Origin of the sequence: Candidatus Sulfurimonas marisnigri, assembly GCF_015265475.1 — a bacterium.
GTDB lineage: Bacteria > Campylobacterota > Campylobacteria > Campylobacterales > Sulfurimonadaceae > Sulfurimonas > Sulfurimonas marisnigri.
On sequence record NZ_CP054493.1, the window covers coordinates 564,550 to 590,509 of the forward strand.

Here is a 25,960-nt window from a genome sequence, read left to right on the forward strand (position 1 = left end):
TTGACATACAAAGAAAATCTCACGAGAGATGTTGTTAGTTATTAGTTTGTTTGCTTGCTTAGTTTTCAGTGATTTGAGTTCATTTGAATTTAACAACACACTTTAGGGCCTATAGCTCAGCTGGTTAGAGTGCACCCCTGATAAGGGTGAGGTCCCTGGTTCAAGTCCAGGTAGGCCCACCATTTTAAAACAAATTTTCAAGTTTAATAAAAGAACTAAGTATTAGTTTTTCTATTAGACTTCAAAGTCTATCGTTCATTAAATTATTATTGTCAAAGTCAACATATATAAAAGATAAAAGAATTTATTCAATTATTAATTATATTAACTAAATAACTACAATCAACAGTACACTGACTTACTTAAAGTAGAGATACATTAAGTAAGGTAGTGAACGCAAATTAGAAAAAAAGATATTAAGGGCCATAGGTGGATGCCTTGGCTAGTAGAGGCGATGAAAGACGTATTAGGCTGCGATAAGCCTCGGGGAGCTGCCAAAGAGCTTTGATCCGGGGATTTCTGAATGGGGCGACCCAGCATGGTGCGAATCATGTTACCCTACGGGGGGCGAACTCAGGGAAGTGAAACATCTCAGTACCTGAAGGAAAAGAAATCAAACGAGATTCCCATAGTAGCGGCGAGCGAAATGGGATTAGGGCACTTAGTGATAATATATTTGTTAGCCGAACACTTTGGAAAGAGTGGACATAGAGGGTGATATCCCCGTAAGCGAAAACATTTATATAGTACTAGACTAAGGAACGAGTAGGTCGGGACACGTGTTATCTTGACTGAATATGGGGGGACCACCCTCCAACCCTAAATACTACTACTAGACCGATAGCGAACAAGTACCGTGAGGGAAAGGTGAAAAGGACCGCGGTGAGCGGAGTGAAATAGAACCTGAAACCTATGGCTTACAATCATTCGGAGCACTATTGTCGCAAGACAAGTGTGACGGACTGCCTTTTGCATAATGAGCCTGCGAGTTGTGGTATCTGGCAAGGTTAATCTAACGAGAAGCCGTAGCGAAAGCGAGTCTTAATAGGGCGAATTAGTCAGATGCTGCAGACCCGAAACTGAGTGATCTATCCATGTGCAGGTTGAAGCTGGTGTAAGAGCCAGTGGAGGACCGAACCCGTAGAGGTTGAAAACTCTTGGGATGACGTGTGGATAGGGGTGAAAGGCCAATCAAACTCAGTGATAGCTGGTTCTCTCCGAAATATATTTAGGTATAGCCTCGAGCATTAGCATGAAGGGGTAGAGCACTGACAGGGCTAGGGCTGCTTACCGCGGTACCAAACCCTATCAAACTCCGAATACTTCATGTGTAACCTCGGGAGTCAGGCGTAGGGTGATAAAATCCTATGTCGAGAGGGGAACAACCCAGACTAGCAGCTAAGGTCCCAAAGTCTTGTCTAAGTGGAAAAGGATGTGAAGTTGCTGTGACAACCAGGAGGTTGGCTTAGAAGCAGCCACCCTTTAAAGAAAGCGTAACAGCTCACTGGTCTAGCGATTTTGCGCCGAAAATATAACGGGGCTAAGACAAGCACCGAAGCTCTAGATTCATAGTTTACTATGAGTGGTAGGAGAGCGTTCCATTCAGCGTTGAAGGTATACCGGTAAGGAATATTGGAGCGGATGGAAGTGAGCATGCAGGCATGAGTAGCGAGAAAAGAAGTGAGAATCTTCTTCGCCGTAAACCCAAGGTTTCCTACGCGATGCTCGTCATCGTAGGGTTAGTCGGGACCTAAGTCGAGTCCGAAAGGGGTAGACGATGGCAAATCGGTTAATATTCCGATACCGACGGTTGTTCGTTTGAGTGATGGGGGGACGCATAGAGTTAATCGAGCTCACTGATGGAATAGTGGGTCGAAGGACGTAGGTCGACAAATAGGAAAATCCGTTTGTCATTCGACCGAGATCTTACAGGCTCTGCAATGGCTTCGGCCAGCGCGGAGAATCGATGATACTGTCGTGCCGAGAAAAGCCTCTAAACGAGAACAACCGTTGCCCGTACCGTAAACCAACACAGGTGGGTGAGATGAGTATTCTAAGGCGCGTGGATGAACCATTGTTAAGGAACTCTGCAAACTAGCACCGTATCTTCGGTATAAGGTGTGCCCTATTTGTTAACAGATTTACTCTGTAAAGCATTGACGGGTCGCAGCAAAGTGTCCCTCCCGACTGTTTACCAAAAACACAGCACTCTGCTAACTCGTAAGAGGATGTATAGGGTGTGACGCCTGCCCGGTGCTTGAATGTTAAATGGATTTGTTAGCTCTGCGAAGCATTGAAATGAAGCACAAGTAAACGGCGGCCGTAACTATAACGGTCCTAAGGTAGCGAAATTCCTTGTCGGTTAAATACCGACCTGCATGAATGGCGTAACGAGATGGGAGCTGTCTCAACAATGGATCCAGTGAAATTGTAGTGGAGGTGAAAATTCCTCCTACCCGCGGAAAGACGGAAAGACCCCGTGCACCTTTACTATAGCTTGACACTGCTATTGGGATATTCACGTGCAGGATAGGTGGGAGCCTTCGATTCATCGACGCCAGTTGATGATGAGGCATCCTTGAGATACCACCCTTGAATATTCTGATAGCTAACTCGGTACGATTATCTCGTGCGAGGACAATGTCTGGTGGGTAGTTTGACTGGGGCGGTCGCCTCCTAAAAAGTAACGGAGGCTTACAAAGTTCGGCTCAGGTGGGTTGGAAATCCACCGTAGAGTATAATGGCACAAGCCGGACTGACTGTGAGACATACAAGTCGAGCAGAGTCGAAAGACGGTCATAGTGATCCGGTGGTTCTGTGTGGAAGGGCCATCGCTCAAAGGATAAAAGGTACGCCGGGGATAACAGGCTGATCTCCCCCAAGAGCTCACATCGACGGGGAGGTTTGGCACCTCGATGTCGGCTCATCGCATCCTGGGGCTGGAGCAGGTCCCAAGGGTATGGCTGTTCGCCATTTAAAGCGGTACGCGAGCTGGGTTCAGAACGTCGTGAGACAGTTCGGTCCCTATCTTCCGTGGGCGTAGGAACGTTGAGGAGAGCTGACCCTAGTACGAGAGGACCGGGTTGGACATGCCACTGGTGCACCAGTTGTTCTGCCAAGAGCATCGCTGGGTAGCTACGCATGGATGAGATAACCGCTGAAAGCATCTAAGCGGGAAGCCAACTCCAAGATGAACGTTCCCTGAAGTACGCTTGAAGACTACAAGCTTGATAGGCTGGGTGTGTACGCATAGTAATATGTTTAGCTGACCAGTACTAATAGTACGTTTGTCTTTTTTTACAGTTCTTTGAATAGAACACAACTTCGTTCACTACCTTACTTAGTGTAAACACACTATTTAATGAACCGTGTACTGATACAGTTATTTAGAATAATGTTGACTTAAACAATAATGTATACTAGAAATAGTATAAACACTCACTCAATTGACTCTAACAGTCAAATGTAAGAACATTTAGATGTCTTTACACTTGATTGTCTAGGTGGCTATAGAGAGAGGGAAACGCCTGGTCCCATTCCGAACCCAGAAGCTAAGCCTCTCATCGCTGATAATACTGCATCTTTCAGGTGTGGAAATGTAGGTCGCTGCCTAGTTGATCAATTTACTCACACTCTTTTTACAATCATAACTATATTCTATATATATGACATTTATGCAACAACTATTTCATATTCCTAAAACTTACTCTTTTTACTATTACTTTTACGATTTAACAATTAATAATGTGCTATTATTTTGTATATTATTGTAGGATATTGTATGAAAAATTATATTAAAGATCAAATAAAAAAATCTTATGAAACAAAACAGGTCATTTATAATGACGAGGACTTATTAAACAAAATTGAAGAAGTTTCAAAGCTATGTGTTGAATTGTACAAAGGTGATAAAAAAACAATTTTAGCTGGCAATGGTGGAAGTGCAGCAGATGCACAGCATATCGCGGCAGAGTTGGTTGGCAGATATGGTTTTGATAGGCCCTCAATACCTTCTTTGGCTCTTACAACAGATACTTCCAATCTTACGGCTATCGGAAATGATTACGGATATGATAAAGTTTTTTCACGCCAATTGGAAGGTATGGGGCAAAAAGGTGATATTTTTATTGGTATTTCTACTTCTGGAAATTCACAAAATATTATTAATGCTTTTATTAGTGCAAAAGAAAAAGGTATTACAACTATCGCTTTAACTGGCAGAGATGGCGGTGAGATGGCAAAACTTGCTGATATAGCTTTAGTTGTTCCATCTGAGTCTACCCCAAGAATACAAGAAGCTCACATACTTATAGGACATATAATATGTGATATTATTGAAAAAGAGACTTTCGGAAACGGAGTAGGTTAAGTTTAATGACAAAAGCTTTATTCTTAGATCGTGACGGTGTTATTAATGTTGAAATAAATTATCTTTACAAAATCGAAGACTTTGTATTTATTGATGGTATATTTAACCTTTGTAAATATTATCAAAATTTAGGATATATAATTATAGTAGTTACAAACCAATCTGGGATTGCTAGAAAATATTATACTGAAGATGATTTTAATATTTTGTCTTCATGGATGATTAAAGAGTTTTCTAGAAACAAAATAGAGATAAAAAAAGTTTATTTTTGTCCACATCACCCTACTGTTTCTGGAGAGTGCAGTTGTAGAAAACCACATCCTGGGATGCTTATTAATGCAAGTAAAGAGTTTAATATTGATTTGAAAAACTCTATTATAGTTGGAGACAAAGAGAGAGATATTGAAGCCGGACTAAATGCTGGACTTTTAGAAACATATCTTTTTGATGAGAAAGCTACTAATAAAAAATCTAAAGCTACAAAAGTAGTTTCAAAACTAGAGGAAATATATAATGCTAATACTAAATAGCGGTGGCACTTTTAATAAAAGATACAACTCTCTAACCGGAGATCTTGAAGTTCCATATGATAATGATGCTATAAACAGGATACTTATAAGTGTGGAGTCCTCATATGACTTAGCAGGTGTTGTTTATAAAGATTCATTAGATATGACTATTGATGACAGAAAAATATTGGCAAATATTATAATGGAATCTAAAGATGATGTTTTTGTGATTGTACATGGAACAGACACTATGAGAGAAACTGCTCAGTTTTTAGGTGCAATATTTGATGATAGAGCAATTGTCTTAGTAGGAGCTATGAAGCCATTTGAAATTGACCAAGTAGAAGCTAGCCTAAATCTTGGCATGGCAATAGGATTTGCAAAAGGTGTAGATGAGTATGGAGTTTATATCTGCATGAATGGGTATATTGAGCCATGGGAAAAATTGGAAAAAAATAGAAAATTTGGAAAATTTGAACTTGTACAATAAAGTTATTTGCTCACATTGCCATTTAGAGTTTGATAAATCTCTAATGATTGAAGATGGTAGTGATTATTTCTGCTGCAAGGGCTGTCAGGGAGTCTTTCATCTTTTATGTGATGAGGGACTGGATAGTTTTTATGAAAAATCTAACAATATTAAGTTAACACCTCCTCGTGAAAATTTTGAAGACTCAACAAATTTCAATAGCCCATCTTTTTATGATAGGTTTGTGAAGACTAATAATGATGGGTTTAGAGAAGTCTCTTTAATCATAGAGGGAATTCACTGCTCAGCTTGCGTATGGCTAAATGAAAAAGCTCTGCATAAGATGGATGGAGTTGTTGAAGCTAATATTAACTTCACGAACAATAAAGCTACAATTGTTTGGGCAGATGATATTGTAAAACTCTCGTCCATTATAGACATGATACGATCCATTGGCTACAATGCATTTGCATACGATGCATCAACACAAGAGTCATATGCTAATAAAGAGAGAAAATCATACTATTTAAAAATGGCGGTTGCTATTTTTGCTTCTATGAATATTATGTGGATAGCAGTTGCTCAATATGCTGGATATTTTAGTGGAATTACTCAGGATATCAAAACTATTTTAAATATAGCAGAGGGATTACTTGCTACACCAGTCCTTTTTTATAGCGGATGGGTCTTTTTTAGAGGCGCTTATTACGGTTTAAAAACAAAAGTTGTAAATATGGACTTACTAGTTGCAACAGGGGCAGCTCTTACATACGTTTACTCTATTTATATAACTGTTTTGCAAGAAGGTGAGGCTTACTTTGATTCAGTAAGTATGATTATTACATTTGTATTAATTGGTAAATTTTTGGAGGTATTAAGCAAAAAAAATGCAGCTGATACTCTAGATATTATTACTAAACAGATTCCAAGTGAAGTAAATATTGTAAAGGATGATAAGATTGTTACATGTAAGCTTGATGATGTGCATGTAGGCGATGTTATAATAGTCTCTTCCGGTGAGAAAGTTTTGCTTGATGGCGAGATAATAAAAGGTGGCGGCTCATTTGATGAATCAAATCTGACAGGGGAGAGTGAGCCTGTATATAAAAGTGTAGGAATGAGTGTCGTTAGTGGTACAACAAGTATTGACGCTGATATTCACTTTAAAGCGACTAAAGATTTTGAGCACTCTACACTTTCAACATTAGTTACCCTATTGGAATCTGCAATAAATAAAAAACCAAAGATTCAGCAGATGGCAAACAGATTATCTGAGCATTTTTCATCGGCTATTTTGGCACTCTCTTTTTTAACATTTTTTGTATGGTGGCTTTGGCCGCACAGCTTTGAGACATCATTTATGATAGGTATTTCTGTGATTATAATAGCTTGTCCATGTGCTTTGGCCTTGGCAACACCAGTTGCAACACTGGTAGGTTTAAGCTTGGGAGCTTCAAGAGGAATACTCTTTAAAGAGGCTGCACAGATAGAGACTATGGCAAAAGTTGACACTCTTGTTTTAGATAAAACAGGAACTATTACAGTTGGAAAACCAGAAGTTATAAAAGAGCATATATATGGGGATTTTGATAAAAAACTTCTCTATTCATTGGTTAAATCTTCAACTCATCCTGTGGCAAGGGGTGTTTTTGAGTATATTAAAAAAGAAGATGAAAGTATTATGGATTTTGATGAGTTTACTCAGATTCCTTCTCTTGGAATTAAAGCTAAATATAAAAACTTTGAATTACTAGGTGGTAATAAAAAATTATTGAATGATAATAGCATAGATACTAATTTTTCAAGCGATAACACACTTTTTTATTTTGCAATAGATAAAAAAGTGTTGGCTATATTTGAGTTGAGTGATAAGATAAAACCTGGAGCAAGCGAGCTGATAAAAAATTTAACACAAAAAGGCATTGATATTATAATGCTAACCGGTGACAATGCAAAAGTGGCTTATAGTATTGCAAATGAAGTTGGAATAAACACGGTTATTTATGAACAGACACCTCAAAATAAATCAGAATATGTAAAAGAGCTTCATGCGAGTGGTAAAACTGTTGTTATGGTTGGAGATGGCGTTAATGACATCTTGGCTTTAGCATCTGCAGATATTGGGATAGTTATGGGAAGTGGAAGTGATATAGCTATAGAGGTTGGTGATGTTGTGCTATTGGATGATTCACTGAGATCACTTGAAGATGCGTTTAAAATAAGTCGTACTACATTTGGACTAATAAAGCAAAATCTGTTTATATCACTTGCGTATAATGCCGTGACTATACCATTGGCAATGGCAGGGTATATAATTCCTCTGATTGCCGCAATATCTATGAGTGTTAGTTCACTATTGGTTGTTGGCAACTCGCTGAGAATTCGTTATAAATGGAATAGGAGCTAATAATGGACAGTTGGGTTATAGCTATGATGCTTGGCGCATCTGTATTTTTGGGTGCAATTGCTCTGTTCGCATTTTTATGGGCAATTAAAAGTGGCCAATTTGATGATGAAGAGAAGTTTTTAAACGCTGCAAAGTTTGATGGTGAAGATGAATTAAATGATGCTGTAAATAAAGATAGAAAAAAAGAGGATTTAAAGAAAAATTATAGACCAGAATAAGTCTACATGTAGAAGTTGAGTCGCCCAAAATAGGCAACTCAGGTAAATTATTTACCGATTGTTAGTGCGAATGCGTCTAAATCAGCGTCAGAGTATTTTGCAACTTGACCTTTCATAAGACCCTTCATTGCTGCACCGTAAGTACCAGCTTTGTAACCTTTAAGAGCAGTAGCGATATCAGCGTGAGTCATTTCAGAAACAATTTTAGATTTACCTAGAGCAGCCTTACTAAAGTCTCCACCGTGACACCCTTGACAAGCACCAGCATTTACACCAGCCATTAAAGCTGTAGTTGCAGTTAAAGCAACAATTGAAGCAACGATTTTTTTCATTTTCTATTTCCTTAAGGTTTTAATTTCGGACAAATTATAGTTATTCTTTTCTTAAATACTTGTTAATAGTTAATCTGCTATTATTTTATTAATTAAGTTGGGTAAAAAGGAAAGAGTTAGTGCAATATATAAAAGATACTTTAAAAGATAAAACAATTTTAATAACAGGGGGAGCTGGTTTTATAGGCTCGAATCTGGCATTTTATTTTCAAAAGAACCACCCATACGCTAAAGTAGTTGTCCTTGATAGTTTCAGAAGCGGAGAAACACTTTCGAATGGTAATTTAAGAAGTTTTGGTCATTTTAAAAACCTAATTGGCTTTAGTGGAGAAGTTATTAGCGGAGATATAAATGACAAGGATTTACTGCTTGATTTAGAGACTAACTATAAATTTGACTATATCTTCCATGAAGCTGCTATATCAGATACAACGGCACTTGAGCAAGACCTGATGATAAAGACAAATGTAAATGCATACAAAGATTTATTAAACCTTGCTGTGAGACATAATGCTAACATGATTTATGCTTCATCTGCCGCAACATACGGAAATGCTGAGTCGCCACAAAAAGTCGGCCGCGAAGCACCGCAAAATGTGTATGGTTTTTCAAAACTTAGCATGGATAATTTAAGTCGTGAGTATATGCAAAGTGCAAACATAACGATAGTTGGACTTAGATATTTTAATGTATATGGTCCAAGAGAGTATTTTAAAAATACAACAGCTTCAATGGTACTTCAATTTGGACATCAAATTTTAGCAGGTAAAAATCCTAAACTTTTCCAAAACAGTGATAAGATACTTAGAGATTTCATATACATTGAAGATATTATTCAGGCAAATGTAAAAGCAATGGTTACTAAAAAAAGTGGAATATATAATGTTGGAACAGCCAAAGCTAGGAGTTTTCAAGATATAGTGGATACATTGCAAAAAGAACTTGAAACAGATTTAAAATGTGAGTATATTACAAACCCTTTTGTCGGCAGTTACCAGTTTCATACAGAGGCAGAAATAAGTTCAACAAAAGATGCTTTGGGTTATGAGCCAAGGTATGAATTGGAAGATGGGATTAAATCTTACGTAAGTGAAATTAGACGAACATATGAAGAAGAAGTTAAATAATGCAGATACTAAAAAACTCAACTCCCAAGATACTTGTAGTCGGCGACTTGATGATAGACCATTATTTGTGGGGAAGCTGTGAGAGAATCTCTCCAGAAGCACCTGTTCAGGTTGTAGATATAGCAAAAGAGACAACTGTTCTTGGTGGTGCAGGAAATGTTATCAACAATCTTAAAGCCCTTGGTGCAGAAGTTAGTGTTAGCAGTGTAATAGGGAGTGATGATAATGGGGCTGAACTTCTTAACATGTTAAAAGAGATAGGTGTTGAAACTAGATCTATAATAACTCAAGATGGAAGAAAAACATCTAAAAAGAGTCGTGTTATTGCGGTTTCTCAGCAAATACTTAGATATGATAACGAGAGTAAAGAAGAGATAACAAGAACAAGTGAAAAAGAAATTTTAGACTCATTATCAAAGAGTATTGCAGAGTTTGATGCAGTGATTTTATCAGACTACGGAAAAGGTGTTTTAACTGTAGCGTTGTGTAAAGGAATCATAAAACTTTGTAGAGATGCCGGTGTAAAAGTATTAGTAGATCCAAAAGGGAGTGATTTTTCAAAATATAGCGGTGCTTACCTTTTAACACCTAATAAGAAAGAGGCTATGTTGGCCACAAATATTGATATCAAAGACAACGCATCATTAGAAGCTGCATTGTTGAAGCTTAAGAAAGAGTGCAATTTAGAGGTCTCACTTATAACTCTCTCAGAAGACGGGATTGCTACTTATGAAAATGAGCTTAAGATATTCCCAACTGTTGCAAAAGAAGTTTTTGATGTAACTGGCGCTGGAGATACAGTTATAGCCTCTATTGCTTTTGCTTTAAGCGTTGGTAAAAATATAGAGCAAACAGCTGCTTTTTCAAATTTGGCTGCAGGTGTAGTTGTGGGAAAAATCGGCTCGGCTACAGTTACAATTGACGAAATTGAGGAGTATGAAGCAAGTCTTCACAAAAGTACATCTGATGCACATATTAAAAGTTTTGAAGATATTGATAAAATTGTAAACAGGTATCGTGAGAATGGAAAAAAAGTTGTATTTACAAACGGCTGCTTTGATATTCTACATGTAGGGCATGTAAAGTATCTGCAAATTGCTAAAAGTTTTGGAGATATTTTGATAGTTGGACTAAACTCTGATGAATCTGTTTCAAGACTAAAAGGTCCTAGCCGCCCTGTAAATGTAACAGAAGACAGAGCATATATTCTCGCGGCACTTGAAGCTGTTGATTTTGTTGTTCCATTCGAAGAAGATACACCGCATGATTTGATTAAGATGATTAAACCTCATGTGCTTGTAAAGGGTGGAGACTATAAGGACAAAGATGTCATCGGAACAGAATTTGCTGATGAGTTAAGACTAGTTGACTTTGTTGATGGAAAAAGTACAACAAAAACAATTCAAAAGATTCAAGGAAATTAAATGTTTAAAAAATTAAATTTAATAGTTGCAAGTGCAGTCTCTGTTTTCGCTATGAACAGCGCTGAGATAAATGTAAATAACTCAGATTTAGAGCTTAATGTGAAGTTTGATATGGGACAGTTTAATGAAAATGTAGAGCCAGCTACAATTTTTTTAGGTGCAAAATATCTTAATGGTGATGAGGGGCATAGTGACTCTAGAAATATAGATGATTATGGTGAATTGAATTTCTTGATGATGAAAGATGTTAGTGATGATCTTAAGCTAGGATTGGGATTTAAGCTAAACCACATAAAAAATTTCACATCAGTCCCTTTAGGTGCTGAAGTAAGTTATAAGTTACCAGGAACTACTGTTGTCCCTTTATATGTTGGAGGCAGTCTCTATTACGCATCAGAAGTTCTCTGTATGGAAAATGCTGATAGCTTTTTAGAGTATCGTGTTAATATAGATGCTGAGGTTATCGAAAACGGCCGTGTTACACTTGGATACAGATCATTAGATACTAACTATAAAATAAGAGATGTTGAATATAACAAATCGGTATATATAGGCTTTAAATTCTTTTTTTAGTCAGGTACCTAGCTTTTTAACAGCTTCTATGACTTCAGAAGCTGTGATACCTTTCATGCAGTCATGATGTCCTAGAGGACACTCTCTTTTCATACATGGAGCACAATCTAGCTCATGTCTTACAATTTTACTTTTCTTATTCATCCACTGAGATGTCTCTTTATGTTTTGTTGGTCCAAAAATAGAAACAGTTGGTACCTGATAAGCAGCTGCCACATGCATAGGACCGCTGTCATTTGTAATAAAGAGTGAACATCCAGCAATATTCGCACACAGCTCTTTAATGGTAGTCTTTCCAGCTAGATTTAGATAGTTTCTTACCTGTGAAGCTTTTAAATTTTGCTCAATCTCGTTAGCCATTTCAACTTCATTTGGACCACCAAATATTATTATGTCAAACTTATTGCTAAATTCACTGGCAACCTCTGCAAATCGCTCCGGATACCACCTTTTTGCACTCCCGTAAGTTGCACCAGCATTTATCCCCAAAGTGGGTTTTTTGAAGATCTCTTGCTCTATATATAGCTTAAGCTCAGGAGTTGTGTTATCCCAACTCTCTACATCTGTCATAGCAAGTTTGGCATACTGCTTTGCGAGGTGCTGATTTGATGATATCTTTGGTGTATGTGAGAGCAAAAACATAGAGTGCCAAGATTTTTTTGCAATACATATAACAGTTTTTGTAAATCTAAGAAGTAGTGACGAGTAAAAGTGGTTTCTAAAAGAAATTGCTAAGTTAAACTCACCTAATTCACGGGCAAGTTTAAAAGTTGCAAGAACTCTGCTTGAAGCTTTTTTTGTTTCATCAACTATGGCTTTTTCGCAAAGTGGATGATTTTTTATTGCTTCAATTGAAGCATAACTTCCTATAAATGTAAACTTAGCATTTGGATAGTATGATGCTAAAAGCTCGATTGCAGGCGTTGCCATAACAGCATCTCCAAGCCAGTTTGGTAAAATAATTAAAATTTTCATATCAAAATTATACCGCATCTTTTATATAAATATATAGTGGGGATGAGCCTATGTTTAAAGTTTTGTCTTCTATAATTTCCCCATCACGTGAGTAAACTGTGAAGAAATCTTCATTTTTTAAAGTTGTGGGTTTTAGAGACCAATGTATCTGTAAAAGCCTATCTTCTACTAAACACTGAAGAATGTAGTAGTCCCTTTTTATATCTAGTCTTAAGAACTGTGAGTTTTTCAAGTTAGAAAACATAAATTTATATGTTTCAAATGCTGAACGTTTTCGAATAGAATCACGAGTATCTATAAGGCCGTATCCAGGTGCAATTAGCTGATGCCAAGATACAGAGTCTACTTGCTGTGAAGCAAAGGTTAAAAGATAGTATCTAAGCATAAAATCTGCATACAACTCTTCATCAACACACTCATGTTCGCTTGTAGGTGCATATGGAGAAGTACCTGAAATAGGCCAGTTTACCTCTGTTACATGCAATTCCTGTCCTACTTTTGGGCTGCTCCACACTATTGTGCTGAGGAAGGCTATCTTATCAGATAAACTAAATCCTAATTGAGTGTTCTCCGGTGCACCTCTTCTGTCTACATAAAGAAGCGCTGAAACTCCATCGTATCGGTATTTAAAAAAGTTAAAAATAGTATGGGCAGTGAAGTGGTATTCAAAGTCTATAACACCACTACCAATAAGTTTTATATCTGGGAATTTTGATATTTTTAAATCATATGCAGTTTTATAAAAACGGCTATATTCATCCACGCTAAAGAAACCCCATTTAGCCCTGTTTATGGTTGAACCGATTTCAAAAATATCTACATGTTGACTAAGAGAAGAAAAAATAGTCTCTAAATCTTTTTCTAAAAGCTCTAAGTTTTCTACATGTTCTCTGTCTTGAAGTATTTTTAGGGTAATTTTTTTATTTCCAAGGGCTTTTATAAACTCTTTAAGTTCATGAAGTGTATCCATCTCCCAAAGTTTAAAACGAACTAGGACTCTTTCAACTGGTATCTCTTCTAATAGCTCTATAGTTAACCCAGGTTCTCTTTGATAATCTACACCTATACAGAAAAATTCTTTTGACTTTACCTCTTTTCTTCTGATAAAAGGCATTAAAATTAATGATAATGGCAGTACAATAATAGAAGTGAGAAAAGTTTTAAAAAGTGAATAAAACTCTTTTTTTCTCATTTTCTTTTTAAAACTTTTGTCTTTTAATTGATATGGTTGATCGGAATAATTATCCCATGTATATGGCTGTTTCATAGTGGTATTTTATCTTCTGTTACTTAATTTTAGTTCAATTGGATATAATTGCGAAATTATATAGTAGAGGATAGAGATTGAAAACAGTATGGAAAAGTATAGCGATAGTAGCACTGATAGCGTTGAGTTATTATTTATGGGATGTATATGTTAATTATAAATTTAGAACTATTAGTGAAAATAAAGTTTATAAATCAGGACTAATAAAACCAAGTAAAATAGAGAGTTTTTTAATAGATAACAAAATAAATACGGTTATAAATTTACTTGACCCTGGTGTGCAAGACAGCTTAAACCCAGCACAACAAAAACATATAGATGCTGAAGATGAAGCAATTACTGAAGTAAATAGAAAAAATAATTTAAAGATTAAACATGTAAATATACCTTCAGGTCAAGTACCAACTAAAAAAACATTGACTAAGTTTTTTGAAATTTTAGATGATAAATCGAACTATCCTGTTCTTATACACTGCTACCATGGAGTGGGGCGTGCGAAAATATACAGTGCCATATACCGCATAGAATATGAAAACTGGAAAAATGTAGATGCAAGAGATAAGACTAGACTTATGGTTGAAGGCTTTGGCTATAAAAGCTCATTTGCTGACGGCAAAGAAAAGGGTGATTTCTTAATGAAGTATAAACCAAGAAGTGCCGGTGATGAAAGCACATTTAATCAGCTTAAGGATTAGAAAGTGTATTTAAACTTGCCGAAACATTTAAAATTTCTACTTTTTATAGTGCTGATAGAAGTGCTTGTTCTTACTCTGTTAAGAGTAGCGTTCTTTACCGCATTTTGGGATAACGGTTTAGAATATTCATCTTCTGAAGTCGCATACTCTTTTTGGTTAGGCCTAAGGTTTGACATTCAGCTAATTGCTATTGTAAATTTACCAATTTTACTTTTTGGCGGAATCAAAAGAATCGGAATCTTTGAACACACTAGGGCGAAATACTTTTGGATGAGTTATCTAATGCTTACAATCATTGCAATTATAAACTTGTATGTTATTAACTTTGCATATTATGATTTTTTTCAAAAACTTGTTGACTCTACTATTATAAGGTATTTTTATAACATTAAAACAGCAATGTCAATGCTTATTGACGGATACCCAATCTTTTCAACGTCTGCCGGAGTAGTTATATTTTTACTTTTTATTCTTTTTGTGTTTAACAATATGTATAAAAAAGTAGATACTCAAGAGGCTAAACTAATTAAAGGGAAGAAAAAATTCTATATATATGCTCTGTTTAGTATAATTTATATATTTTCAGGATATGGAAAGTTTGAATGGTACCCTTGGAGATGGAGTGAAGCCTTTTACTCATCAAATAATTTTTTATCATATCTGGCTTCTAATCCTGTGACATATTTTTCCAATACGTTAAAAAATAAAGATATAAAATATGATGAACAAAAAACTAAAGAGTATTATGATTATGTGGCAGAACTTTTAAACATAAAAGACAAAGACCCTAAAAAGCTTAGTTTAGCAAGAATAGTTAAGCCAGAGCATAAGCAAGAGTATAAGTTTGATAAACCAAATATTGTATATATTTTAGGTGAATCAACGTCTTATGCAAGAACAAGTATGTCGGGAAATCCTTTAAACCCAACTCCATTTTTAAAAGAAATGAGTGATAGCGGAATACTATATAATCGTTACTACACTCCCCATGCTGGAACTGCCAGAAGTGTCTGGACATCAATGACTGGCCTTACTGATGTTGAGAGGATGAAAACAAGCACTAGAAACCCTATGGTGGTAAATCAAAATATGATTTTAAATTCGCTTAATGATTATGAAAAATTTTATTTTATCGGAGGAAGTCTTAGTTGGGGAAATATTAGAGGTGTGATTTCCAATGTTAATGACATTCATATCTATGAAGAACCAAACTATAAGGACTCTCCAAGCAATGATGCTGCTTGGGGGATAAGTGATGTTCATCTCGTCAGCGAGGTAAATAATATTATTAAAAAGGTAAAGAAGCCATTTTTTGCTTTTGTCCAGCTCTCTGGAAATCACTCCCCAAATACTATTCCTGATGAAAATTTTGGTTTTGAGTATCCAAAAAATCTCTCTAAAGAAGATATGAATAAATACAGTTTTAGCGGTGGAGAGGATGATTTTGCAGGGCAAAAGTTTCTTGATCATAGTGTTGAGAGGTTTATAACTCTTGCAAAAAAAGAAAAATATTTTGATAACACTATTTTTATTTTTGTAGGAGACCATGGTTTAGCTAAGAGAGGCGACCACATGCACCAGGCTGAACAAGTGTTTTTAACTGCAACTTTGCACACTCCCTTAATAATTTATGCACCAAAACTGATTAAACACAAAGAGGTTGACTATCCTGTAAGCGCTGTTGATATTATGGCTACTATTGGAGGTCTTAGTGGACAGAAGTATATTAACTCAACAATGGGTAGAGATTTACTTGATAAAGAGTTTGATGAAAAAGCTCATTATGCATATTATATGGATCATGGAAGTAATCCTACACTAAGTCTAATGGGTGATGAGTTTATTTTTAGAATTCAAGCAGACGGAACTAAAAAAAGACTATATAAATATTACTATGACAAAAAAGATGAAAACCTAATATCTATATATCCTGAAGTTGCAAAAAAGATGGAAAAAACATGCAGAGGTATTTTTGAATCTACAAGATATGTAAGATTCAATAATTCAACAGCTGATGTTGAGAAATGCATTGAGTTATCTCGTTAACCTCAATATCTCGAATAGAAAAATCACTAGAGTCAAGTTTTAAAGGGTCAACTTTAGAGCTTGATTTTATAACCTTATTTATATTTGTTGCATAAGTATTTCTATACTCAGGGGTATTACCAAATATTGTAATGGATGGAATATTTAACGCCCACGCCATGTGTGTTGGACCGGTATCTCCACCAATTACCATCTTAGCATTAGCTATGATAGATTTAAGTGCATCCAGGTTTCCTTTAGGTGCCACAAAAGCACAATCACTGTTTTGGGCTATCCAAGTTGCTGTCTTATGCTCCTCTTCATTTCCCCAAACTACAACTGTTTTTCTTTCTAGTTTATTTACAATAGCTGCAAACTTTTCTTTTGGGTAAACTTTATTCTCTTTAGAAGCACCAACTACAAGAACTATATATGGCTCTGTATTTTTTTGCTCACTCTGTGAAAAAAACAAAAATTTCTCTTTTTGTAATATATCGTTTTTTGTATATTTTATATTCAGTGACTGGCATATGACCGCCATGTTTCTATCAATCGCATTTTCTTTATAAGCAATATGAATTTTTTTATTATAAAAAAGTGAAGCTACACTCTCCCTTATAGAATTTTTATCAAATCCAGCAATAGTGTTTGCTCCAATAATTCTAGAAACAATTGCTGACTTTAACAACCCTTGCGCATCAATAATAATGTCATAGTTGTTTTTTGAATAAGTTTTTAGAAGTTTGTATTGTGTGAATATCTCTAGTTTATTTTTTTTAATAGACTTTAAATTAACACTTAAAATATTATCTATATGTGGATTGTTCTCAAGCACACCTTTAAATCCACTCTCAACAATCCAGTCAATTTGAGAGAAAGGGATATGTTTTTTAATAAATTCTAAAGCAACCATAGCATGGATAATATCTCCCATAGCGGAGAGTTTTACGATACATATTCTCATGCTGTTTACCCTTTTTCCATTATTTAATAAGGCTAATTATATCCTTTTTAGGGTAAAATCCGCGATTATGATTTATAAGGTTTACAAAATATGAAAATATCAGTTATTGGAACAGGTTACGTAGGTTTAGTGAGTGGAGTTTGTTTTGCTCAAATGGGAAATACCGTTACTTGTGTAGATATAGATGAAAAGAAGATTAAAGAACTTGAGCAGGGCATTATCCCTATTTATGAACCTGGTTTAGAAGATATGACATTGGAAAACTATAAAAATAAAACACTTTCATTTACAACAAACTCAGCAGCTGCTATAGAAAACTCTTCAATAGTATTTATAGCTGTAGGAACTCCGATGGGTGAAGATGGAAGTGCAGACCTAAAGTATGTTTTAGCAGTAGCAAAAACCATAGGTGAATCAATGCAGAATTATTTGGTTGTAGTTGATAAATCTACAGTACCGGTAGGGACTGCAGATAAAGTAAAAGCAACTATACAGACTGAACTTGATCGCAGAGGTGTAGATATAAAATTTGATGTAGTCTCAAACCCAGAGTTTTTAAAAGAGGGTGCAGCTATTCAAGATTTTTTACACCCTGACCGTGTTGTAATAGGCGCTGAGAGCGTAAAAGCCATGGATGTGATGAGAGAACTTTACAGCCCGTTTATGAAGCATCATGATAGATTTATTGCAATGGATATAAAAAGTGCCGAGATGACAAAATATGCGGCAAATGCAATGCTTGCAACAAAGATATCGTTTATGAATGAGATGAGTCAAATATGTGAGCGTGTTGGAGCAGATATTAATAAAGTACGAAACGGTATAGGAAGCGATAGCCGAATAGGTTATAGCTTTATATATCCAGGATGTGGATATGGTGGTAGCTGTTTTCCAAAAGATGTTCAGGCTCTGGCAAAAACGGCAAAAGATTTTGGGTATAGCCCTAGAATTTTAGATGCTGTCGAGGCTGTTAATTATGATCAAAAATATGTAATCAGCAATAAGGTTATAGACAAATTTGGTGAAAATCTAGATGGTAAGACTTTTGCTGTTTGGGGACTTAGCTTTAAGCCTGAGACAGATGATATGAGAGAGGCGAGCTCTATTACAATTATAAACCAGCTAACTTCAAGAGGGGCGAAAGTTGTAGCTTATGACCCAAAAGCTATACATGAAGCTCAGAGCCACTACTTAAAAGGCAACGATAGAGTCTCTTATGCCCAGAGTAAATATGAGGCTCTAAATGGCTCTGATGCTTTAGTCCTTGTAACGGAGTGGCAGGAGTTTAGAAGTCCTGACTTTGATGAGATGAAAAAGCTTTTAAAAACACCTATATTCTTTGATGGAAGAAATCAGTTTTCTAAAGAAAAAATGAGAGAATATGGTTTTGAATATTTTCAGATTGGTGTGAACTAGTCTTTGAATATTTTAATCTGTCGTACAGATAAGCTTGGAGACTTTATAACTGCTCTTCCAGCTATCTATGTATTAAAGCACTATAATCCTCAAAATAAGATTATAGTTTGCATCGCTCCACTTAATAAAGCACTAGCAGAGTCTTGTGATTTTATAGATGAGGTAGTTGTAGATAAAGGGCAAAGTCTATGGAGTTTAGCTTCAACTCTTCGTACATGTAAGATAGATACTTCAATAGCCCTTTTTTCAAATACTCGCATAGCGGTTGCTTCAGTGTTAGCCGGCATTGCAAAACGAATTGCCCCTGCAACAAAAATAGCCCAAATTTTTTATACACAAAGAGTTTTACAAAGAAGAAGCGAAGTCAAGATGGCTGAGTTTGAGTATAATTTAGAACTCACCCAAGCACTATTTCCTGATATAAGCTTAGAGTACAAAAAACCACTTTTAGAGTTTAATGATTCTAAAAAAGTATATGACATCTTTCGTATAAATAATGGCATAGAAAAAGAGGTAATAGCTTTTCATGTAGGTTTTGGCGGCTCATCAGATGCCAACTGGAACTTGGATGAGTACGAGATACTGATTCGTGAGGTTTTAAAAAAAAATAAATATCAAGTGGTGTTGACTTTTGGACCTGATGAAAAAGAGCTGTATGAAGAGATGCAAAGTAGATTTATAGATGAAGGTGTTGTTTTTTACCTATCTCTTGATGGCTTGATATACTTTGCTAAACTTATAAGCAGTTTTAAACTTTTTATCAGTACGTCAACAGGCACTTATCATCTCGCTTCACTTGTTGGCTGTCCGACTATGACTTTTTTTGGCGATAGTTTGTTTGCAAGTTCTAAAAGGTGGAAAAGTGTAGGTGAAGAAGCCTTGCAACAACATTTTATGTTGCCTCAAGATAAAGAAAAAAGAAATAAAATATTTGAAAATGTTAAGAATAAAATAAGAAAGATTTAGTTTCTTACACCTCTAAGTTTTCGTTTTAACAGCACTTTGTCTTTTAGTTTTTTGTCTTGCATTAAAATTTCATCTATTGCCCTGTTTTCGTCAAGAGATGCAAGTTTAGAGTAAGCTTTTGCAATAGTTGTTAAATCTTCTTCATTAAACCAAAGTTTGTTGAAATTTTCAAGACCTTCATAGTTAGAGATTGTTCTGAATTTCATACGGTTGATATCTACAAGAGAAAAAAGATATTTATCCCCATCTTTTTTAACGAGTATGTTCCCTCCTGAATAATCAACATGCCAGACACCTTTTGTATGAATATAGTATGTAAACTCTGCAAAATCTTCCAAAACATTTTTTTTATATTCTGGCTGCTCATCTCTGATATGCGCAATTGTAAAATCATACTTAAACTCTTTAGAGATAAAAAAACTCTCTTTTAAAAGAGCAAATTTAAAAAACTCTATATAACCAATAGGCTCAGGGGTGCTTACATGTAGGTCATGAAGTATAGTGGCATTATGAAAAGCTTTATAAGCTTTTGACTTTCTTAGATATGCGTAAACAAATTGATTTAAAACATTTGGAACTCTAAAAGCTTTTACAACTGTACTTATATTTTCTATTTCTATGATTTTCAATTCATTTCTTGCTAAATGAATCGTTTGTGAATTTTGTGAAAAAATCGACTTAATATTTAAAAGTATATTTTTAAAGTTTTCAAATTGTTTGTTGTATTGAATTTTGTATGACATATTGTCTTTAGCTACTTTGTGGTAAAATTAAATAAAATTATTGAGTTTAAATGCAAAAAAATATTACAGCCACGATTATAACATTAAATGAGAAAAAACACATCAGCGGGGTTATTTTAAACGTTCAAAAAATTTGCAACGAGGTTATAGTTGTTGATTCTTTCAGCAGTGACGAGACATGTGAAATAGCAAGGGAGTTGGGTGCGAAGGTAATAGAACAGAAGTATCTTGGTGACGGCGGTCAAAAAGCTTTTTGTGAGCAATATGCAACAAATGAGTGGATATTGAGTATAGATGCGGACGAGAGGCTTGAAGATGAAGCTATAGAGTATTTGAGAAATTTTGACTTTGAAAATGGGGAGTACGAAGCATACTCGTTTCGTCGCAAAAGTTTTATAGGCAAAAAATTTATTAAGCAATGGTACCCAGATCGCGTAGTAAGGCTTTATAAAAACTCTACATGTGGATATAACGCCAAGGGTGAGCATGGTGCCGTAATATGTAAAAGCTATAAAGATTTAGACATAGATATGCTTCACTACTCTTTTGAAAATTTCGGTGTCTTAGTTAGTAAAGCCGACAGGTTTGCTGTAAATTTGGCAAAAGTACGCTTTAACGAAGGAAAGAGAGCCTCTTGGTATGATCCTTTTTTGCATGGAATGGGTGCATTTTTGAAAGGTTTGATTTTAAAAGGTGGAATCTTTGGTGGCATTCATGAATGGCATGTTGCTTTTGCATCTGCTTATAACAGTTATATGAAGTATGTGGTGATGTTGGAGATGGCTGAGAATGAGAAATAAAAATCTTTTAGAGTTTTGCTTATCTCCAGATTTGGGTGGTTTAGAACTTTTTGTTGCTAATTGCTTTAATGATTTTCGAACAAAAGGTAGCTGCAAAATAGCTGTCGCGCCAGATAAAAAATTAGATAACTATCTTGAGGGTAAAGATAAATTCTATATAAAAAGAAATAAATTTTTCCCAATTATCCCTGCTTTAAAACTAGCAAGATTTATAGATAAGAGTGACATTGATGTAGTCCATTTTCATTGGACTAAAGATATAGGCACCGTTGTTCTAGCAAAAGTGCTTAGCAAAAAGAAACCTAAAATTATTCAAACTAGAAACATGACTATGACCAGATTTAAAGATGATTTTTATCATAAATGGCTCTATAAAAATATAGATACGATACATGCAGTCACATATCAGGTTAAAGAGCAATTGGAGAGGTTTATACCAAAAGATGTCTGCCCAAAAGTTGAAGTAGTTTATATGGGAACAAAAGAGCTTGACATAAAACAGCAAAAAGTGCAAAGTCTCAAAGATAAATATAACTTAACAGATGAATTTATAGTAGGAATTGTTGGTCGCATAGAAGAGGGTAAAGGGCAGTGGATTGTAATTGAGGCAATCTCTATGCTAAAAGAGCTAAATATAAAAGTAGTCATAGTAGGGCACACAATGGATGAGAACTATCTTGAAAGCTTAAAACAAAAAGTAAAAGATTTGGGTGTTGAAGATAAGATAATCTTTACAGGGTTTACCAAAGAGGTGGATGCACATATGAAGTTATTTGACGTTAATATCCTGGCAACACCAAAAGAGACCTTTGGGCTAGTGGTTATAGAGGCTATGGTAAATAAAGTTTGCATGATAGCAACAAATAGTGGTGGTCCATTAGAAATAATTGAAGATGGTGTTGATGGTTTGCTTTTTGATAGAAGCAGTGAAGATTTGGCTGAAAAAATCAAACTGCTTTATGCAAACAAAACTCTTAAAGAGAGTTTAGCTTTAAGCGGGTATGAAAAAGCTAAAGAGAAGTTTGAAGCAAGCAAGCAGAATGAGAAGTTGTTAAATATATTAAAAGGGATGTAGTTCATGAGATTAAATTTTAGACGAGGCAGTGCATTTGCTAATAAAAAAGCAAAAAAATATTTAAAGAACAAGAAACCTGAAGATATAAAAAGTGTTGCGGTTATTAGACATGCCGCCATTGGAGACTTTGTTGTAATGCGACCTTTTTTGATTGAGCTAAAAGTATTTTTTCCAAATGCAAAAATAACATTAAGTGTAGATAGAAATGCTATGTATGGTATGCCAAAAGATTTGGTTGATGAAGTTCATATTATAGATAAAGTCTTTGTTGATAATAAATCAAAAAAGACAGGAATGTTTTCAAGATTAAAGCAGATAAGAGAACTTCCAAAACAAGATATCTTGTTTGATTTGACTGATAGTTCGCTGACTTTACTAATGGCAATATTTGCAAAAGTTGATATTAAAGTAGGATATTCATACAGAGCATTTAGAAGGTTGTTTTACGATTTATCAGTATTAAGAAGCGATTTTGTATTAGAATCACAAAGTATGCTACATCAGCTAAATATATTGGGTGCCAACACAAAACATTATCCACTGGAATATGGATTGACAAAAGAATCTAGAGATATAAAAAATCCATACATTATCTATTTTGCCGGTGCTTCAATACAAGCAAGATGTTGGGGTGAAGAAAACTTTGTAATGCTAATAGAGAAAATGAGAAACAAATACTCAGATTATCAACATATAGTTTTAAAAGGGATTAAAGAAGATGAGCAGTTTGATGATATATATGCACCCTTTGCAGATTATGAGAATGTAGTTCATCAAAATACTTTGCCTTTGGAAGGTATATATGATTATTTAGCCAAATCGTCTTTAGTCATAGTTGGTGATACAGGAATTAGGAATATGGCAATTGCATCCAATACTCCTACTTTGGGCTTAATGTGGGCTATGGGGATTTCACCGCTTAGATATCTGCCAAAGGTTAAAGAACATCAAGTTGTTTTTAATTCGGATTACTTAAAACCATCAGTTGATGAAGTTTTAAATTCAACAATTCAACTTATGGATGGTTTGTATGAAAGCAATGATGAAAAAAATTAAAAATATAATTAAATTTTATTTAAAAATTGATAAGTATGGAAAAATTAAAAACACAAATAAAAATTTAAAAATTGGAAAGAATGTAGCAATCGGACCACTTAATCAGGTTAGCTTTGGCAGCAATGTGTATATTTCGAGTAATGTAAATATTAGCACTTCTGATAACAATCAAAGTACTATTACTATAGGAGATGACGTTATGATTGCTCACAATGTATTAATTATCGGCGGTAATCATAACATAGCTAGAACTGATATTCCAATGCGTCTGCAAGGTGTTGGAAAGCAGGGGCATATAGTAATAAATAATGATGTATGGATTGGTGCAGGTTCAATAATTTTAACAGGTGTTACAATTGGACAGGGAAGTGTGATTGGTGCAGGAAGCATAGTAACAAAAGACATCCCTGATTATAGTATAGCAGCCGGAAATCCAGCTGTTGTAGTAAAAAGCAGAAAATAAAATTATATTTTTTTGTTTTTTAAAGCAATCTTTGTTGAAGCAATAACGGATAATAAAATAAACATAAGCATAAAGATATTGTTATAAGGTTTCATTAATAAGATTATGTCACCAAATCCGTCAAAATATGTAATTGAAAAAAACACAGTGCCAAGTGAAAAATATAATGCTTGAGTTTTTAAGGCATACAAAAGAGATATAACACTGCCCAGCAACAATAGGTACCCGACAATTCCATATCTCGCTAATATATCAAGGTGCTGGTTGTGAAATGTCCTAACCCAAGCCCCTTTACTTGGATGAGTTTTTGTATATTTTACAAATTCATCAATATGGTCACCAACCCCAACACCAAAAATCGGATTTTTCTTTAATATGTCAGCTGCTGCATACCATACGTATAGTCTGGCTCCCCAGCTTCCGGAAAAGTTTGTTTTTTCCAAGTTTTTTAAATCATTAATTCCAGTTTGAAATCGGGCCAGTTTATTGAATGAAACAAGCATGTACCAACTCGCAAAAATAACAATAATAAAACTAAAGAGTATTTTTGGATTAGTAAGGTGTTTTCTATATAGAATTAACAAAACTCCTATAGTTATAAAAAATGAGAGTTGTCCTGCTCTTCCATTGTTTATAAAAATTCCTATCAAGCACAAAACTGCGATTATTAAAAAAACAGTTTTTATAATTTTTAATTTATTATAGTAAGCTATAAATACAGAAGATAAAAAACCGATAGCCATCAATGGGGTTGTAATAGCATAAGCCAATATTCCTCTTGGATTCTTAACCCCTGTAGGGTTTGTCGTATGATCAATTATATGAATAAGATCAAGATGAATCAAAATTGAAAAGATAGCATAAATACCTAAGCTAATAACAAATATGTGTAACCCATTTCTAGCCTGCTCTGCATTTAGTGCAGTAAAAAGAACCGGCACTATAATCCAATAGTACTTATAATATGTTAAAGCTTTTTTTGCATCTTCAAAATTGTCTGTCCAGAGCAGGGAGAAATATGAGTAGGCAAAAAATAAAAGTATCATTAATAGCGGTTTAAAATAAAATATTGCTTTTAGTTTTGAAAAAAAACCTCTGTTCTTAGCAATTATTAGCCACCAAATCAATAAAATAACACTTAGTCCACCCATTTGACCATTTAAAAAATTCCAAGGCATTAAAAAGATATATAGATAGATATAGCTTATAAAATAATTTTCTTTTCTTTTATTTATCACTGCTTCTATCATTAACTAATTCCATTTTCAAATTTGATTTTTTCAAAAATATATTTTTCTACTTTTTTAAAAGAGTAGCTTCCGACTATATTTAATAATATTTTATTTTTGGATATAGAAACCATTAACTCATTTTTTTCAATATTTTTAGTATTAAGCTCAATATTGTGTTTTCGCAAATAATCAAGTATATATAAGATTGACTTACCCTGACCTGTTCCTATATTTATTATTGGCATAGATTTTATTTGTAATATCTTTTTATAGCTATGCACAATATCGTCAATATGAATAAAATCTCTTATAGCCTCACCATTATTTACAAGAGTTAAGGTTTTATTTTGTTTGTAAGTATTTATTATTTTTGAAATAACCGAGAAGTTGTCATTTTCTCCATACATGTTAAAAACTCTTGCGATTGTATAGTCAATATTGTTGTCTTGTGCAAACTTTTCAATCAGCTTTTCATTGGCTATTTTTAGCGAAGCGTGCAAGCTTAGCGGGTAAGTCTCATCATCTTCAGAGCAAGATGTATTGTTGCCGTAAACGGAGCTGCTACTTGTATAAATTATTTTATTAATAGAAATTGCGTTTAATTTTATGTATTCTAAAATTGTAGCTGTAGTTGTTATACTTCTGTTGATATACTCAAGCGGATTATCCAAAATATATAGTTTAGTTGCTATTTGGAATTGATTAAATATAATGTTTATTTTTTCATAATCTTTAAAAGAAATATCGTTGAAAACTTCAAGATTTAAAGAAGATATTAGCAGTGTGTTGTGTAAATTTTTTTGCAAATGTTTAGATAGATTACTATTTTTTCCAATGATTATATTAAGTGTCATT

Annotated in this window: 23 protein-coding genes, 1 tRNA gene and 2 rRNA genes; 19 read left to right on the forward strand and 7 right to left on the reverse strand. The window is 34.7% G+C overall.

What is annotated here, in order from left to right:
• Positions 1–105 precede the first annotated feature (105 nt).
• The 8 genes from HUE87_RS02935 to ccoS all read left to right on the forward strand — a co-directional run bounded on the left by HUE87_RS02935 (position 106) and on the right by ccoS (position 7,972).
• A tRNA-Ile gene (locus HUE87_RS02935) sits at positions 106–182 on the forward strand.
• Positions 183–406: 224 nt separating this feature from the next.
• Positions 407–3,300, forward strand: a 23S ribosomal RNA gene (locus tag HUE87_RS02940).
• A 199-nt stretch (positions 3,301–3,499) separates the two neighbouring features.
• Positions 3,500–3,615, forward strand: a 5S ribosomal RNA gene (rrf, locus tag HUE87_RS02945).
• Positions 3,616–3,781: 166 nt separating this feature from the next.
• Positions 3,782–4,369, forward strand: a complete 588-nt coding sequence (gene gmhA / locus HUE87_RS02950) for a D-sedoheptulose 7-phosphate isomerase (RefSeq protein WP_194367252.1) — start codon at positions 3,782–3,784, stop codon at positions 4,367–4,369.
• Between the two features lie 5 nt (positions 4,370–4,374).
• Positions 4,375–4,899, forward strand: a complete 525-nt coding sequence (gene gmhB / locus HUE87_RS02955; RefSeq protein ID WP_194367253.1) for a D-glycero-beta-D-manno-heptose 1,7-bisphosphate 7-phosphatase — start codon at positions 4,375–4,377, stop codon at positions 4,897–4,899.
• A complete protein-coding gene (locus HUE87_RS02960) occupies positions 4,883–5,368 on the forward strand; it encodes an asparaginase domain-containing protein (protein ID WP_194367254.1) in 486 nt (161 codons plus the stop codon). The genes gmhB and HUE87_RS02960 overlap by 17 nt, the downstream gene beginning before the upstream one ends.
• The gene (locus HUE87_RS02965) at positions 5,298–7,754 is read left to right on the forward strand and encodes a heavy metal translocating P-type ATPase (RefSeq protein ID WP_194367255.1); all 2,457 of its coding nucleotides are present in this window, start codon (positions 5,298–5,300) and stop codon (positions 7,752–7,754) included. The genes HUE87_RS02960 and HUE87_RS02965 overlap by 71 nt, the downstream gene beginning before the upstream one ends.
• A gap of 2 nt (positions 7,755–7,756) precedes the next feature.
• Entirely contained in the window at positions 7,757–7,972 is a 216-nt protein-coding gene (gene ccoS, locus HUE87_RS02970; RefSeq protein ID WP_194367256.1) for a cbb3-type cytochrome oxidase assembly protein CcoS, read from the forward strand.
• A gap of 47 nt (positions 7,973–8,019) precedes the next feature.
• Here ccoS and HUE87_RS02975 read toward each other — a convergent pair whose 3' ends face one another.
• A complete protein-coding gene (locus HUE87_RS02975; RefSeq protein WP_194367257.1) occupies positions 8,020–8,304 on the reverse strand; it encodes a c-type cytochrome in 285 nt (94 codons plus the stop codon).
• A gap of 119 nt (positions 8,305–8,423) precedes the next feature.
• On the opposite strand from HUE87_RS02975, the gene rfaD reads away from it, so the two are divergent.
• The 3 genes from rfaD to HUE87_RS02990 are packed head-to-tail and all read left to right on the forward strand — an operon-like array spanning position 8,424 to position 11,428.
• Positions 8,424–9,431 carry an ADP-glyceromanno-heptose 6-epimerase gene (gene rfaD, locus HUE87_RS02980; protein ID WP_194367258.1) on the forward strand — a complete coding sequence of 336 codons (1,008 nt, stop codon included), beginning with the start codon at positions 8,424–8,426 and terminating at the stop codon, positions 9,429–9,431.
• Positions 9,431–10,855 carry a D-glycero-beta-D-manno-heptose-7-phosphate kinase gene (rfaE1, locus tag HUE87_RS02985; protein ID WP_194367259.1) on the forward strand — a complete coding sequence of 475 codons (1,425 nt, stop codon included), beginning with the start codon at positions 9,431–9,433 and terminating at the stop codon, positions 10,853–10,855. The genes rfaD and rfaE1 overlap by 1 nt, the downstream gene beginning before the upstream one ends.
• Positions 10,856–11,428 (forward strand): hypothetical protein, encoded by a 573-nt coding sequence (locus HUE87_RS02990; protein WP_194367260.1) that lies wholly within the window; start codon positions 10,856–10,858, stop codon positions 11,426–11,428.
• Here HUE87_RS02990 and waaF read toward each other — a convergent pair whose 3' ends face one another.
• Positions 11,429–12,403, reverse strand: a complete 975-nt coding sequence (waaF, locus tag HUE87_RS02995) for a lipopolysaccharide heptosyltransferase II (RefSeq protein ID WP_194367261.1) — start codon at positions 12,401–12,403, stop codon at positions 11,429–11,431.
• A gap of 7 nt (positions 12,404–12,410) precedes the next feature.
• On the reverse strand, positions 12,411–13,670 hold the full coding sequence (locus tag HUE87_RS03000; RefSeq protein ID WP_194367262.1) for a glycosyl hydrolase: 1,260 nt from the start codon (positions 13,668–13,670) through the stop codon (positions 12,411–12,413).
• 77 nt (positions 13,671–13,747) lie between these two features.
• Here HUE87_RS03000 and HUE87_RS03005 point away from each other — a divergent pair, with 77 nt between their 5' ends.
• The gene (locus HUE87_RS03005) at positions 13,748–14,365 is read left to right on the forward strand and encodes a fused DSP-PTPase phosphatase/NAD kinase-like protein (RefSeq protein ID WP_194367263.1); all 618 of its coding nucleotides are present in this window, start codon (positions 13,748–13,750) and stop codon (positions 14,363–14,365) included.
• A gap of 3 nt (positions 14,366–14,368) precedes the next feature.
• The gene (locus tag HUE87_RS03010; protein WP_194367264.1) at positions 14,369–16,411 is read left to right on the forward strand and encodes an LTA synthase family protein; all 2,043 of its coding nucleotides are present in this window, start codon (positions 14,369–14,371) and stop codon (positions 16,409–16,411) included.
• On the opposite strand, the gene waaC is transcribed toward HUE87_RS03010, so the two are convergent.
• Positions 16,362–17,354, reverse strand: a complete 993-nt coding sequence (waaC, locus tag HUE87_RS03015) for a lipopolysaccharide heptosyltransferase I (protein WP_194367265.1) — start codon at positions 17,352–17,354, stop codon at positions 16,362–16,364. The two genes, HUE87_RS03010 and waaC, sit on opposite strands and share 50 nt — an antisense overlap.
• 90 nt (positions 17,355–17,444) lie before the next feature.
• On the opposite strand from waaC, the gene HUE87_RS03020 reads away from it, so the two are divergent.
• Entirely contained in the window at positions 17,445–18,770 is a 1,326-nt protein-coding gene (locus HUE87_RS03020) for a UDP-glucose dehydrogenase family protein (protein WP_194367266.1), read from the forward strand.
• Between the two features lie 3 nt (positions 18,771–18,773).
• Positions 18,774–19,736 carry a glycosyltransferase family 9 protein gene (locus HUE87_RS03025; protein ID WP_194367267.1) on the forward strand — a complete coding sequence of 321 codons (963 nt, stop codon included), beginning with the start codon at positions 18,774–18,776 and terminating at the stop codon, positions 19,734–19,736.
• On the opposite strand, the gene HUE87_RS03030 is transcribed toward HUE87_RS03025, so the two are convergent.
• On the reverse strand, positions 19,733–20,479 hold the full coding sequence (locus HUE87_RS03030; RefSeq protein WP_194367268.1) for a lipopolysaccharide kinase InaA family protein: 747 nt from the start codon (positions 20,477–20,479) through the stop codon (positions 19,733–19,735). The genes HUE87_RS03025 and HUE87_RS03030 overlap by 4 nt on opposite strands.
• Positions 20,480–20,529: 50 nt before the next feature.
• On the opposite strand from HUE87_RS03030, the gene HUE87_RS03035 reads away from it, so the two are divergent.
• Genes HUE87_RS03035 through HUE87_RS03050 form a run of 4 tightly spaced genes read left to right on the forward strand, consistent with a single transcriptional unit; the run spans position 20,530 to position 23,873 of the window.
• On the forward strand, positions 20,530–21,279 hold the full coding sequence (locus HUE87_RS03035) for a glycosyltransferase family 2 protein (RefSeq protein WP_194367269.1): 750 nt from the start codon (positions 20,530–20,532) through the stop codon (positions 21,277–21,279).
• Positions 21,269–22,354 carry a glycosyltransferase family 4 protein gene (locus HUE87_RS03040; RefSeq protein WP_194367270.1) on the forward strand — a complete coding sequence of 362 codons (1,086 nt, stop codon included), beginning with the start codon at positions 21,269–21,271 and terminating at the stop codon, positions 22,352–22,354. The genes HUE87_RS03035 and HUE87_RS03040 overlap by 11 nt, the downstream gene beginning before the upstream one ends.
• Before the next feature lie 3 nt (positions 22,355–22,357).
• Positions 22,358–23,410, forward strand: coding sequence for a glycosyltransferase family 9 protein (locus HUE87_RS03045; RefSeq protein WP_194367271.1), 1,053 nt, complete (start codon positions 22,358–22,360; stop codon positions 23,408–23,410).
• A complete protein-coding gene (locus tag HUE87_RS03050) occupies positions 23,385–23,873 on the forward strand; it encodes an acyltransferase (protein WP_229855205.1) in 489 nt (162 codons plus the stop codon). Before HUE87_RS03045 ends, HUE87_RS03050 begins: the two co-directional genes overlap by 26 nt.
• Positions 23,874–23,875: 2 nt before the next feature.
• On the opposite strand, the gene HUE87_RS03055 is transcribed toward HUE87_RS03050, so the two are convergent.
• Both HUE87_RS03055 and HUE87_RS03060 read right to left on the reverse strand, forming a co-directional pair.
• Positions 23,876–25,123: an O-antigen ligase family protein gene (locus HUE87_RS03055; protein ID WP_194367273.1), complete on the reverse strand. Its 1,248-nt coding sequence runs from the start codon at positions 25,121–25,123 to the stop codon at positions 23,876–23,878.
• Positions 25,123–25,959, reverse strand: a complete 837-nt coding sequence (locus HUE87_RS03060; RefSeq protein WP_194367274.1) for an NAD-dependent epimerase/dehydratase family protein — start codon at positions 25,957–25,959, stop codon at positions 25,123–25,125. Before HUE87_RS03060 ends, HUE87_RS03055 begins: the two co-directional genes overlap by 1 nt.
• Between the last annotated feature and the right edge of the window lies 1 nt (position 25,960).